Origin of the sequence: Salinibacterium sp. SWN248 (genome assembly GCF_015864575.1) — a bacterium.
Taxonomy (GTDB): Bacteria; Actinomycetota; Actinomycetes; order Actinomycetales; family Microbacteriaceae; genus Rhodoglobus.
In genome coordinates, this window is sequence record NZ_JADYWW010000001.1 from 1,570,287 (window position 1) to 1,583,081 (window position 12,795).

Genomic DNA, 12,795 nt, shown 5'->3' on the forward strand with positions numbered 1-12,795 from the left:
ATGAGTTTGCTGGATGCAGCGTGGCAATCCCTCGGGGAAGATGCCGCCGCCCTCGCGTTAGTGCGCGACCAAGGCACAGCTGTGCCCCTGACAGGAGTGCTGCCCTCTGGCCGCTTCGTTCATGACGCCATGGCTGCGGCGTCGTTTTCTGCGTCGCTGCTGGCGGCGCGGAGGGTCGGATGCGCGGTGCCTTCCGTCGAGCTGAATCCGCTCAAAGTTGCGACTGCCGTCACGAGCGACAAACACTTTAGGCAGGATGGCGAACCGGTAGCGGCGTGGGCTGAGCTCTCTGGCTTTTGGCCCTGCAGCGACGGTTGGGTTCGCACCCACGCCAACTATCCACATCATCGCGCAGCGCTGCTGAGCGCTCTCGAGCTGCCCTCCGAGACAGGCGCCGACGAGTTCATGCTCGCCCTCCACGCTATGACCGCGGCCGACGTTGAAGAGAAAGTTGTCGCCGCCGGGGGAGTCGCGACCGTCGTGCGTACCGCAGAGGAGTGGGCCGAGCATCCGCAAGCCCAAGCGTTGGCCGGACTGCCCGTTGTCGAGCTGACCTCGCTCGGTGATACCGAATCTGCCCAGCTCACCGAGACAACCGTCGATGCGCCGCTGGCAGGCCTGCGCGTGCTCGACCTCACTCGCGTGATTGCCGGGCCCGTCGCGGCACGAACCTTGGCGCTGTGGGGCGCTGACGTTCTGCGCATCGACAGCCCGCAGCATCCCGAAATCCCGTGGCAGCACCTCGACACCGGCGCAGGCAAACGCTCAGCCCTGCTCGACCTCGACGATGACACTGACCGAGCAACGTTCGAGAAACTGCTTGAGACCGCGGATGTCGTACTCACCGCCTACCGCCCCGGTTCTTTAGATAAGTTCGGACTTTCGCCCGCGGCTCTCGCCGAGCGCCGCCCGGGAATTATCGTGGGCCGCCTTAGCGCGTGGGGAACGGTCGGACCGCTGGCTGAACGCCGCGGCTTCGACAGCATCGTGCAGGCGGCGACGGGAATTGCGTTGGCGGAGGGTGAAGGCAAGGGAACGCCGGGCGCCCTGCCGGCGCAGGCTCTGGATCATGCGGCCGGTTATCTGCTTGCTGCCGGCATCACGACGGCGGTGCGTCGCCGCATCGATGTGGGTCATTCGTGGCTCGTGGAGGTGTCGCTTGCGCGACTGGCGACCGAACTCGTGCAGCAGCGTCGTCCGCGGCACGCGCCAACGGCATCCGCTGGCTTCACGCCGACGGTGACAACTCACGACGGGGTGACCAGTGCGGTGCCTGCGCCGGCCTACGCGGGCGGCCCTGGACGCTTCACGGCTCCCGCTGTTGCGTGGGGTTCGAGCGAAGCAGCATGGCTCTCGTGATGTGGTGTTGTCGGCTCGCGTGATGCGTTTCTTCAGCGGGATCGATCTGGCTTTCCTGAAATAATCCCGTGTCGGCGGTGGTTGGCATGATGGACTTCAACAAGGATGGACTTATGACTGACACTGCTGCACCCACGCTCACGCCCGAAGCTAAGCTCGCAACTTTTCGCGAACGTCGCGATCAGGCGGTCGTGCAGCAGAATGGCAACCTTGCGCTGACCAACACGCAGTGGGTCGACGCCGAGCAGACCATTTGGGGTGTGCCCGGCACGTGGGCTCCCCACGAGGATGGGCTCACGGTCACCGCCACCGCAGAAGACAACATTGTTGTCGACGGCACGCTTGTTGAGGGCAGCGCCGTTGTGCGCAGCAAGAGCCACGAGAACCCGAGCGCCATCGTCTTTGGTGAGACCGTCACGGGTTTCGTCATCAAGGCTCCTGAAGGCAACCACGCGCTGCGCGTCTGGGACACCAACTCGCCCGCCATTCAAGAGTTCGGCACGATTGATGCCTACGCCTACAACCCGGACTGGGTTATCAAGGCCACCTTCACGCCCAACCCCGAGGGCACAACGCTTGGTTTCGAGCACATCAAAGACAACGGTCAAGAGCGTGAGCAGCCGATTCCCGGTGACATCTCGTTCACAAAGGATGGCGTTGACTACAGCCTCGCCGCGTTCAAGTCGGGCCGCGCCCTTCAGCTCGTCTTTGCGGATGCCACGAGCGGCGTTGACACCTACAGCGTTGGCCGTTTCCTCTTCGTTGCGCCCAACCCCGACGGAACGATCGTGCTCGACTTCAACCTCGCGATCCTGCCGCCCTGCGCTTTCAGCTACAACTTCAACTGCCCCATGCCTCCGAAGCAGAACCGTTTCGCGGTCGCCATTGACGCAGGCGAAAAGAACGTACTCAAGAAGGACGGCTCGCTGCTGCACGAGTAGGTGGTTCTGGGCGGTTGGGCAGTGGGATCGCACGGCCTAGTCTGGCCGCCGAACGACTACAGGCGCGGCGAGTGCGACTCTAAGAATTCAAACACTTCAGTGGTGTCAACGCCGGGATACATTCCCGTGGGCATTGCCGCGAGCAGCGAACTGTTGAGGCGCGCGCTCGGGATCGAATGCTGCGCCCAGCGTGACGACAGGTTCTCGGGTGCGCTGCGGCAGCATCCGTCATCTGGACACGTCGACACGGCACGATTCGTTGTGTCGCGCCCACGGAACCACTTTGCTGACGCAAACGGAGTTCCGAGGCTTACCGAGAAGTCGCCGCGGCGACCCGACTGGATGCGCGACGTGCACCAGTAGGTTCCGCCCGGCTTGTCGGTGTACTGGTGATAGGGGCTGAACCGGTCTTCGACATCAAAGACTTGGCGCGCGCTCCACTGCCGGCACACGATTTGACCCTCGATCGCGCCAAGCGCATCCGTAGGAAACGCAGCGCTGTCGTTCTCGTAGGCCTTCGAAATCGTGCCACCCTCGTGCACCTTCAAGAAGTGCACGGGAACGCCCAAATGTTCGGTCGCCAGGTTGGTGAAGCGGTGGGCCGCCGTCTCGTAGGGCACGGCAAAAGCATCCCGCAGATCCTCCACCGAGAGCTCGCGTTGCGCCTTCGCCGCGGTCAAGAATTCGACCGCTGTCTTCTCGGGCACCATGAGAGCGGCAGCGAGATAGTTTGTCTCCACTCGCTGGTAGAGAAACTCTGAATAGTCAGCAGGCTCCCGGATGCCCAACACATGCCCCGCAAGTGCCTGCAGCAGCGTCGAGCGTGGGTCGGTGCCCTCAGCCTGCGCGACGGGCAGATAGATGCGGCCGTTGCGCAAATCCGTGACGCTGCGCGTCGTCGCGGGCAGGTCGGGCACGTAGTGCAGTGAAAACCCGAGGTGCGAGGCGAGGTCGGAGGCGACCCGCTGAGAGAGCGGTCCGCCCGTGTGGCCAACAGCATCCAACAGTTCTCGGGCTGTCGTCTCAAGTTCACCAAAGTAGTTGTTTCGCTTGCGCATCATGCGCCGCAGTTCGGTGTTGGCGCGGCGGGCTTCTTCTGGCGTTGCCGCACGTTCGCGGTGGAGGCGCTGCAATTCGTCGTGCAATCCGAGCACGGTTTCGATTGCCTCATCGCTGAGGGTCTTGCGCACCGGCAGCTCGGGCAGCGCGAGCGAGTTGTAGAGCGGGCCACGCTGCGCGCGTTCGAGAGCGATCTCGAGGGCAGCACGCCGTGACGGTGGCTCTGGGCTCAGCAGTTCATCCACCGAAACGTCGAAGAAGCGGGCGATTTTCTGCAGCTCGCTGAGTTTGAGCTCTCTCTTGCCGTTCTCGATAACGGAGACCTGAGAGGCCGCACGCTCGAGCGCGGCACCGAGGTCATCGAGGGTGAGACCGCGATCGGTGCGGAGTTGACGGATGCGGCGGCCAACGGTGAGGGAATCGAACATGTCCTCATCGTCTGCCTGCGTACGCGTGCGTGGGGTCATCCGAACATCCTCCTTGATGGCCTTCTGTCGAAAAACAGAAGAATCATGACAATTCTGCAACAAATCGTGGTGAAGAACTAGTGCAGGGGCACCAGAGTCGAAGAAACGAAGTACCGATGAACCACTGACGAAGGAGCCAGCAATGACGAACAACCGCCCCGGCGACCAAAACCAGACCGCAGCCGAACTCGAAACCGAGTGGAAGACGGATGCGCGCTGGAACGGAATCGAACGCGATTTCAGCGCCGAAGACGTCATCGCCCTCCGCGGAAGTGTTCGGGAAGACCGCACGCTTGCTCGTCGCGGCGCCGAGAACCTCTGGAATCTCCTGCAGCGCGACAACACCGAATGGGTCGCCGCGCTGGGAGCGCTCACCGGCAACCAGGCCGTGCAGCAAGTGCGCGCCGGGCTCGAAGCGATCTACCTCAGCGGTTGGCAGGTTGCCGCCGACGCCAACCTCTCCGGCCAGACCTACCCCGACCAGAGCCTCTACCCGGCCAACAGCGTGCCGGCCGTTGTGCGCCGCATCAACAACGCGCTGATGCGGGCCGACCAAATCGAGACCGCCGAGGACGGCGCTCCGCGGATCGATTGGATGGCACCGATCGTTGCCGATGCGGAAGCCGGCTTTGGCGGGCCCCTGAACTCCTACGAGCTCATGTCATCCATGATCGAAGCCGGAGCGGCCGGCGTGCACTGGGAAGACCAGCTCGCATCAGAGAAGAAGTGTGGCCACATGGGCGGAAAGGTTCTCATCCCGACCGCGCAGCACGTTCGCACTCTCAACGCGGCTCGACTCGCCGCCGATGTTGCGGGTGTCTCGAGCATCATCATTGCTCGCACCGACTCTCTTGCTGCCGACCTCATTACCAACGATGTGGATGACCGCGACAAGCCATTCTTGACAGGGGAGCGCACGAGTGACGGCTTCTACCGCACTACTCCGGGCATCGAAACGGTCCTCAGTCGCGGCCACGCCTACGCGCCCTACGCAGATCTGCTCTGGGTGGAGAGCGCGAAGCCTGATCTTGAGTTGGCGCGCACCTTTGCGGAAAGCATCCACAAGGAGTTCCCTGGCAAGAAGCTCGCCTACAACTGCTCGCCGTCGTTCAACTGGAAGCGTCACCTTGACGACGACCAGATCGCGAGCTTCCAGCGCGAGTTGGCCGCCATGGGTTACGCCTTCCAGTTCATCACCCTTGCCGGGTTCCACGCCCTCAACCACTCGATGTACACCCTGGCTCGGGGCTACAGCGAGCGTCACATGAGTGCGTATGTGGAACTGCAAGAGGCAGAGTTCGCGTCTGAAGCAGACGGCTACACGGCAACGCGCCACCAGCGCGAGGTCGGAACAGGGTACTTCGATCGCATCGCGACGGCCCTCAACCCCACGAGCGAAACCCTCGCCCTCGTCGGCAGCACCGAAACGGCGCAATTTCATTAAACCGGCACCACCACTAAGCCGGCACCGCCACTAAGCCGGCAACACCACCCCTCGACTACACAATTTTCTAAGGACAGATCATGACTACTCGCAGAATGGAACCGATCGCTGAATCGGAGGAACGATTCGACGACATCCTCACTCCGGATGCACTGCATTTCCTTACGCGGCTGCACGACCAGTTCGCTGGTCGCCGCCATGACCGCCTCGCGGCTCGCATGGAGTCGCGCAAGCACATCACCAACGGACGCAACTTGCGCTTCTTGCCCGAGACCGCTGCGATTCGCGAGGACGACAGCTGGCGTGTTGCCGGCGCAGGTCCTGGACTCGATGACCGGCGGGTTGAGATCACCGGGCCGACCGATCGCAAGATGACCGTCAACGCCATGAACTCGGGTGCGAAGGTATGGCTTGCCGATCAGGAAGACGCGACAAGTCCGACGTGGCACAACGTCATCGGTGGGCAAATCAATTTGCACGACGCGATCCGTCGTCAGATCGACTTCACGACCCCCGAGGGCAAGACCTACGCTCTCGGCGAGGAGACGCCCACAATCGTGATGCGACCACGTGGGTGGCACCTGGTAGAAAAGCACCTCCGGTACACCGACCGGGCAGGGTTGCGCACGCCGGCATCCGGCTCGCTCGTTGACTTCGGGCTCTACATATTCCATAACGCGCACGAACTCATCGAGCGCGGCAGTGGCCCGTACTTTTACATCGCCAAAATTGAGAATCACCTCGAAGCGCGCCTGTGGGACGACGTGTTCACGTTCGCCGAGAACGCTCTCAACATTCCCCACGGAACCATTCGCGCGACGGTGCTGATCGAGACGATTCCTGCGGCGTTCGAGATGGAAGAGATCCTGTACGAGCTGCGCGAACACTGTGCTGGCCTCAATGCTGGTCGCTGGGATTACATCTTCTCGATCATCAAGAACTTCCGCGGTCGTGGGGCGAGCTTTGTGCTCCCAGACCGCTCGGCGATCACGATGACGGTGCCGTTCATGCGGGCCTACACCGAGCTGCTCGTTGCGACCTGCCACAAGCGGGGAGCACATGCCATCGGCGGCATGAGCGCGTTCATTCCGAACCGTCGAGACCCTGAAGTGACCGCTCGTGCCCTCGACGCCGTGACGCGCGACAAGCGCCGCGAGGCCACCGATGGCTTCGATGGCACCTGGGTCGCGCATCCCGACCTCATCCCCACCGCTAGGGCCGAGTTTGACGCGGTACTGGGGGAGCGCCCGAACCAGGTTGATCGCCTGCGCGACGATGTTCACGTGACGGCGGATGACCTGCTCGACCTACGCATCGATGGTGCGGTAACGGATGCCGGAGTGCGCTCCAACGTCTCTATTGCGCTGCGCTACATCGAGAGCTGGCTCCGCGGAGTCGGCGCCGCTGCGATCGACAACCTGATGGAGGACGCCGCGACCGCTGAGATCAGCCGCAGCCAACTCTGGCAGTGGATGCACCAGCACGTGGTGACGGCGGAGGGCACTCCCATCACACACCGCAGCATCGAGGAGGAGCTCGCCCACGTGTTCGCCACGATCGAGCGCACACCAGGAGATCGTTTTGATGAGGCCGCTGCGGTCTTCCGCGAAGTAACGCTGGAAGAGGAGTTCCCGACCTTCCTCACCCTCAGCGCCTACAGCAGCTACCTCGTAGAACAGCCCCGCGAGAACGCCGCCTGACCCGCCCATGGGCTAGCCGCGCGATGCTTTCGGCTGATCAATGAGGATCACGAAAGCGCGGCTAGCCCGTGACTCGCGCGAGCAGATAAGCGGCCGCTGTCGGCGCAGCACGGCAGACTAGTCACGTGTACCTCGTGCTCGCGACTAGCGGCCGCACCCTCACCGCCACACGCGTGGATGCTGCGGGAGCGGTTGTTGGCGAACCCGCTGTCGAGAATCTGGCGGCGTTTGTCGCGCAGACGCAAGCTGCGCAGCCTGACACTCGGTGGGTGTGGCATGACACGGCGGCGTGGTATCCGTCGCTGCTCGAGGCTCGCGTGCGCGTCAATCGCTGTTTCGACCTGCGGTTGTGTCACGCCATTCTGCGCAATTCGGTGTTCACTCGGGAATCCACCCTGGCGCGGGCCCGAGCAGGCAGCTGGGACGCCCTCGCTCAGGCTGGGCATGCGGCCCCGGTGGATCCGCTCAGGCCGCAGCATTCAACACTGTTCGACTTCGACGATGACGCTCAGAAGGTAGCCGATGGCGAGCTCGATGTTCTGGCCGAATTTCTTCGGCAGCTGGATGCGGTAGCAACGTCGCGCGAGGCCGGGCGGCTGCAACGGCTTCTTTCGGCAGAGTCGGCGGGTGCGCTCATTGCCGCCGAGATGCGATTCGCTGGGCTCCCATGGAGTGCCCAAGCCCACGATGAAATTCTAACCGAGATGCTTGGACCGCGACCGAGCGTAGACGGCGAGCGGCCAGCAAAGCTTCAGGCGCTCGTCGACGAGGTCCGCCTCAGGCTCGACTCGCCACGTTTGGCCCCGGAATCTCCCGCTGAACTCCTGAGGGCATTGAGCGTCGCAGGCATTCAGGCGACCACGACCCGGTCGTGGGAGCTCAAACAGTTGAAGCATCCGGTGATCGCACCGCTGCTCGAGTTCAAGAAGCTGCAACGTCTCATGACGGCCAACGGATGGTCGTGGCTCGACTCGTGGGTTGTCGACGGGCGCTTTCGCCCCGACTATGTTCCCGGCGGTGTCGTGACCGGCCGTTGGGCGACCAGCGGTGGTGGGGCCTTGCAGCTTCCGCATCTCATTCGCGGGGCGGTCAGGGCCGATCCGGGCTGGAAATTTGTCGTCGCGGATGCCTCGCAACTCGAGCCCCGCATCCTCGCGGCAATGGCCGGTGACCGCGGAATGGTCGCAGCCGGAGCATCCGGTGATCTCTACGAAGGCATCGTGGCGAGTGGAGCTGTCGACACCCGCGCCCACGCCAAACTCGCGATGCTCGGCGCAATGTATGGTGCCACCTCGGGGGAGAGCGGCCGATTGATGCCGCGGCTCGCTCGGGCTTACCCGCAGGCGATTGCTCTCGTCGAGCAGGCAGCTCGAGCCGGTGAGCGAGGCGAAGTCGTGAGCACGCAACTTGGCCGCAGTTCACCGCCAGGGAAACATGCCGCAGCGTATGACGACTCTCAGTCTCCGGCGCAACGAGCTGCCTCGCAAGAACGGGGGCGGTCGTGGGGCCGCTTTACGCGAAACTTTATCGTGCAGGGAACCGCTGCCGAGTGGGCGCTCTGCTGGATGGCGAGCATCCGTAATCGACTCAGTCAGCTTTCGGATAACGCCTGGCTTACCGACGCGCCACACCTCGTGTTTTTCCTGCACGACGAGGTCGTTGTGCATGCTCCGGCCGAGCTGGCAGACAGCGTCGCCGAGCACGTGACCGCAGCGGCGGCGGATGCTGGCCGCCTCATATTTGGCGACATCCCCGTCACGTTCCCGCTCACGACCGCTATCGTCGATCGCTACGATCACGCCAAATAGCGGCGCGCACGGAGCCGCGAAATTCTAGCGGGAAGCATCGTTCGGAGCGGTTAGGCGATCGCCGCTTCGTTCGTCGGGGCAGTCGTCGCCGGGCGACCCCGTTTGGGCTTGGTGAGGTTCAGGGGAAACGCTTCAACGAGGCCATGTGATTGGGCGGTCGTCAGAGTCGCCTCGACACGATCAAGCCACAGCAGCTCTGCTTCGGCGTGCGCACAGAGTGAATCAGTGACGAGTTGCTCGGCAAACTGGCTGGCATCGCGAGCGTCTTCCCGTACCTCAACGGTGAGGGAGAGAGCGTCGATGGCGCCCCGTGTTGCCTGACGCTGGTGCTCGATCACGGTGTGCGCGTCAACGTCGGGCAGTGTGACGGCGATAGCGAGTTTGATGGCGAGTTCATCGCGACTGACGGAGTAGCTGTCGACGGGGCTGTTGAGCCAGTGCTCGGCTTCGATCTTTCCCGCGTCCGTAATCGTGTAGTAGGTCTGTTGCGTAGCATCAGGTCCCGAGTCAACGGGTGCGCTTGTCTTCGTCACGAGGCCATCCCGCACGAGTCGGTCGAGCGTGTTGTAAATCTGCCCAACATTGAGCGGCCAAGTTGATCCGGTTCGCCGGTCGAATTCGGAACGCAACTGATAGCCGTAGCAGGGGCCTTGCGCCAAGATTGAGAGCAAACTGTGGCGGATTGACATGCCAGACCTTCCGGGTAAGTCGATACTGAGTATGTAGTAACTGACCATAGCGACGGGGTGGATGCTCGGCCGCTACTGCCCGGTGTGTCGGTTTCTTCGCGCCGAGGTAGTGCCGCCATTGTGGTGTCGGGGCCGATATTTCAGGATGGATTAACGGAGCCCAACACGGCGGATTTGCTTACAGAACGTCCACGCCGGCGCGGTGTGCGCTGGATGAACTGGACTCTTCGCCGCGGATTTCGTGCAGACCGACTTGTAGCCCCATACTCATCTGCGTGAGTGATGCCCCCGTAGCCGCCGCAGCGGCCCAGCCTGTTCCTGAGTCGATCAACGATCGCGAATTCATCTTGACCTCGTCATCGGGAAGCGCCGTCTCTACGACTTCTCCTACGCGATTCCGCTACCACCAAGACGGCCAGATGGTCTGGGGTGAGTACTACGGAGACACCGTCGCTCTCGGGCGCTTCGTCGGTCGTCGCGATGGCGATGTTGTGTCGATTCGCTTTGCTCACCGCCTGGCCGCAAGCGACGACGTCGTGCTCGGAATGGCCTCAAGCACCATCCGTTGGAACGCCGACGGCAAGCTTGAGCTGTTCGAAGAATTCGAGAAAAACGGCGAAGCTCAGGTCAGCATTTGCGTCGAGGCAGATCGCCGTGGCGCGTGGCCAGAGCTTGACCCTGCTCAGCGCAGCAGTCCTCAGCTTGACGGCACCACCTTCATCCTCGAAGAGTCGACGGCGAGCACTGTCAGTGCTGAGCCAACCCAGTTCGAGTTCGACGAGAACTCCGGCGTTGTCTGGGGTTTCTACTTCGGTGACACCGTGACGGCTGGTCGGTGCGTCGGTCGTTACCGCGACGGTGTGCTCGATGAGTTCTTCGTTCACCACGTCATCGCGAGCGACGCGACCCTGCTGGGCGACAGCAGCACGACTCTCGGGTCACGTGCTGATGGCCGCCTTGAGCTCGTCGAGGAGTTCGTGCTCGATGGCGTGCCTGGCAAGAGCGTGTGCGTTCAGGTCGTCTAGCGAGCTAGTTGTTGAGCCCCGCGCGGTTGGGATCTGCCCGCGTAAAGCGGGTGAGGCCCAGCTGTGCCGGCTCTTGCGGCCGCTCGGGCAGGTCCGAGGGCAGCAGGTAGGGCCGTTGGAAGACCTCATCGAGTACCAGCACGGTCTCGAGTGACTTCACTTCGGGGAGCACGGAGAGAACTCCCACGATGAAGTCGTGAATCGCGCCGACCTCGTGTCCGCGAATCAACAGCATTGCGTCGTGTTCGCCCGTCGTAATGCGGCAGGACTCGATTTCAGTCATGTTGGTGATGCGGTCGCGAAAGCTCGCCCAGGTTTGCGGATGCACCGAGAGAAACACGAGTGCGCAGATGCCGAGCCCCGCTTTAGCGGGATCAATTTGGGCGCTGAAGCCGGTAATGACGCCGTCTGTCATCAGCTGCTCAACGCGCGTGTACACATTGGCGCGGGAGACATTTACCTTCTCTGCGAGAGCCGACATTGATATTCGTCCGTTATAGCGGAGTTCACTCAATATCTTCAGGTTGATCTCGTCCAATTCCGACGGAGATTGTCCAGCGGTGGGTGAGCCGTTAGTGCCTTTACTGGACATATTGTGTGAAATCTCCCTCATGTTTAACTCATGGTCTGAATGATTGCGCCTTTGATTGGACAGACTAGCGGGAATTGTGCCAATCTCAAGCACAGCCGTCCAGAGGCTGTTCTATAACCACCAAGGAGTTCCCTTTGCGCACTAAGTTCCGCTACGTAGCGGCCGCATTCGGGCTAACTGCATCACTGGCACTCGCCGGTTGCGCTGCAGCAGCACCCGAAGCAAGCGACAGCATCGTTATTGACACCGCTTTCACGCTCGAGACCAGCGACCCTGGTCGCAACTACGTGCCCACCGGGTACATGGTGTCGAAGGCTCTCTACGAGACGCTCCTCGACTTCGCCGGCTCCGACGAGTCGACCCCCGTTGATGGCCTCGCCTCCTATGAGTCGAACGAAGACGCAACAGCCTTCACCTTCACGCTCAAAGATGGTCGCGTCTTCTCCGACGGTTCAGCAATCACCGCTGAAGACGTTGTCTTCTCGCTCAACCGCGTCGCCGGTATGACCGAGAGCAAGGCGAACTTCTTGATGAACGGCATCACCGTCACCAAGATCGACGACATGACCGTTGAGCTCAGCACGGAGACCCCGTCGCTCAAGCTCCCCGCCCTCATGACTAACCCGTCGCTCGCCATCCTGAATTCCGCTCTCGTTATTGAAAACGGCGGAACGACCGATGATTCGGATGCTGCTGAAGCATTCTTGAACGAGACGTCGGCGGGTTCCGGCCCGTACATCCTCGACACGGTTAACTTCGAGTCGCAGGTTGTTCTCACTGAGAACGAGAACTACAACGGTGACGAAGACATCGACTTCACTCGCGTTGTCATCCGTAACGTTTCTGAGGCTGCAACCCAGAAGATCAACCTTGAGGGCGACGACTCGCAGGTAGCCGTTGACCTCAGCGGTGACCAGGTCGCCAGCTTGAGCGATGGCATCAACGTGTTCTCGACTCCGTCGGCACAGACCATCTTCTTGCTGATCAACCAGAGCGAAGAAGTGGGTGGAGTTACCTCCAACCCCGACTTCGCTAACGCCGTTCGCTACGCCCTCGACTACCCGGCTCTCCTTGAGCTTGCTGGTGCAGGTTCCGAGCAGGCAACTGGCGTAATCCCGCCGTCGTTCCTCGGCGCGCTGGAGAGCGGTGTTGAGCAGGACCTCGACGCTGCAGCAGCATCGCTCGACGCATCCGGCTACGACGGTGAGAGCATCACCCTCGAGTACCCGAACGACTACCCGGTTGGTGGCGTGAGCTTCACCCCGCTCGCTGAGCGCATTCAGTCGCAGCTTGCGGATGCTGGAATCACTATCGAGCTCGCTCCGGCACCGTTCACGACTCAGATCGACAGCTACGTCAACGGAACCGAAGCTTTCAGCATCTGGTTCTGGGGCCCTGACTACGCCGACTCGGCCAACTTCCTGCCGTTCTCGGCCGGACAGAAGGTCGGACTGCGCGCTGGTTGGACTGCCGAGCAGGACAGCGACGTTGTGAACCTCGCTGCAGCAGCAGAGAACGCCACGAACTTCGACGAGCGCGAGACTGCCTTCAGCAACTTCGCTGAAGCGCTGCAGCAGCGTGGCCCGTTCGTTCCGTTGATCGTTCCTGGCTCGAACATTGCGACCGCCTCGTACATTGATGGAGTTGCCTACAACTCCACATGGACGATGGACATCGCTGAACTGCAAGCTAAGTAGAAAGAATCTCTAGC

10 protein-coding genes are annotated in these 12,795 nt (G+C 62.1%); 7 read left to right on the plus strand and 3 right to left on the minus strand.

All coding sequences use genetic code 11. The annotated features are described in order from the left end of the window. Together I6E73_RS07545 and I6E73_RS07550 are read left to right on the plus strand one after the other, a co-directional pair. Positions 1 to 1,359, plus strand: a complete 1,359-nt coding sequence (locus I6E73_RS07545) for a CoA transferase (RefSeq protein ID WP_197124316.1) — start codon at positions 1 to 3, stop codon at positions 1,357 to 1,359. 113 nt (positions 1,360 to 1,472) lie between these two features. Next, positions 1,473 to 2,300: a DUF1684 domain-containing protein gene (locus I6E73_RS07550; RefSeq protein WP_197124318.1), complete on the plus strand. Its 828-nt coding sequence runs from the start codon at positions 1,473 to 1,475 to the stop codon at positions 2,298 to 2,300. A gap of 56 nt (positions 2,301 to 2,356) precedes the next feature. Here I6E73_RS07550 and I6E73_RS07555 read toward each other — a convergent pair whose 3' ends face one another. Next, positions 2,357 to 3,826, minus strand: a complete 1,470-nt coding sequence (locus I6E73_RS07555; protein ID WP_197124320.1) for a helix-turn-helix transcriptional regulator — start codon at positions 3,824 to 3,826, stop codon at positions 2,357 to 2,359. A 142-nt stretch (positions 3,827 to 3,968) separates the two neighbouring features. On the opposite strand from I6E73_RS07555, the gene aceA reads away from it, so the two are divergent. The 3 genes from aceA (at position 3,969) to I6E73_RS07570 (ending at position 8,778) form a co-directional block, all read left to right on the plus strand. Next, positions 3,969 to 5,270: an isocitrate lyase gene (aceA, locus tag I6E73_RS07560; protein WP_197109862.1), complete on the plus strand. Its 1,302-nt coding sequence runs from the start codon at positions 3,969 to 3,971 to the stop codon at positions 5,268 to 5,270. 80 nt (positions 5,271 to 5,350) lie between these two features. Continuing rightward, positions 5,351 to 6,970, plus strand: a complete 1,620-nt coding sequence (aceB, locus tag I6E73_RS07565) for a malate synthase A (protein ID WP_231600589.1) — start codon at positions 5,351 to 5,353, stop codon at positions 6,968 to 6,970. Positions 6,971 to 7,095: 125 nt separating this feature from the next. Next, complete coding sequence (locus tag I6E73_RS07570; protein WP_197124322.1) at positions 7,096 to 8,778, plus strand: bifunctional 3'-5' exonuclease/DNA polymerase; 1,683 nt, start codon at positions 7,096 to 7,098, stop codon at positions 8,776 to 8,778. A gap of 50 nt (positions 8,779 to 8,828) precedes the next feature. Here the strand turns inward: I6E73_RS07570 and I6E73_RS07575 are convergent, their stop codons facing one another. Next, on the minus strand, positions 8,829 to 9,467 hold the full coding sequence (locus I6E73_RS07575) for a PadR family transcriptional regulator (protein ID WP_197124324.1): 639 nt from the start codon (positions 9,465 to 9,467) through the stop codon (positions 8,829 to 8,831). 275 nt (positions 9,468 to 9,742) lie between these two features. Here I6E73_RS07575 and I6E73_RS07580 point away from each other — a divergent pair, with 275 nt between their 5' ends. Then, complete coding sequence (locus tag I6E73_RS07580) at positions 9,743 to 10,492, plus strand: hypothetical protein (protein ID WP_307784251.1); 750 nt, start codon at positions 9,743 to 9,745, stop codon at positions 10,490 to 10,492. A gap of 4 nt (positions 10,493 to 10,496) precedes the next feature. Here the strand turns inward: I6E73_RS07580 and I6E73_RS07585 are convergent, their stop codons facing one another. Next, entirely contained in the window at positions 10,497 to 11,105 is a 609-nt protein-coding gene (locus I6E73_RS07585) for an Lrp/AsnC family transcriptional regulator (RefSeq protein ID WP_307784252.1), read from the minus strand. A 113-nt stretch (positions 11,106 to 11,218) separates the two neighbouring features. Here I6E73_RS07585 and I6E73_RS07590 point away from each other — a divergent pair, with 113 nt between their 5' ends. After that, positions 11,219 to 12,781, plus strand: a complete 1,563-nt coding sequence (locus I6E73_RS07590; RefSeq protein WP_197124328.1) for an ABC transporter substrate-binding protein — start codon at positions 11,219 to 11,221, stop codon at positions 12,779 to 12,781. Positions 12,782 to 12,795 lie beyond the last annotated feature (14 nt).

Excerpts from the sequence above, each read along its gene's own strand:
- I6E73_RS07545 (WP_197124316.1), top strand. The coding sequence starts at position 1 with ATGAGTTTGCTGGATGCAGCGTGGCAATCCCTCGGGGAAGATGCCGCC.
- I6E73_RS07550 (WP_197124318.1), top strand. The coding sequence starts at position 1,473 with ATGACTGACACTGCTGCACCCACGCTCACGCCCGAAGCTAAGCTCGCA.
- I6E73_RS07555 (WP_197124320.1), bottom strand. The coding sequence starts at position 3,826 with ATGACCCCACGCACGCGTACGCAGGCAGACGATGAGGACATGTTCGAT.
- aceA (WP_197109862.1), top strand. The coding sequence starts at position 3,969 with ATGACGAACAACCGCCCCGGCGACCAAAACCAGACCGCAGCCGAACTC.
- aceB (WP_231600589.1), top strand. The coding sequence starts at position 5,351 with ATGACTACTCGCAGAATGGAACCGATCGCTGAATCGGAGGAACGATTC.
- I6E73_RS07575 (WP_197124324.1), bottom strand. The coding sequence starts at position 9,467 with ATGTCAATCCGCCACAGTTTGCTCTCAATCTTGGCGCAAGGCCCCTGC.
- I6E73_RS07585 (WP_307784252.1), bottom strand. The coding sequence starts at position 11,105 with ATGAGGGAGATTTCACACAATATGTCCAGTAAAGGCACTAACGGCTCA.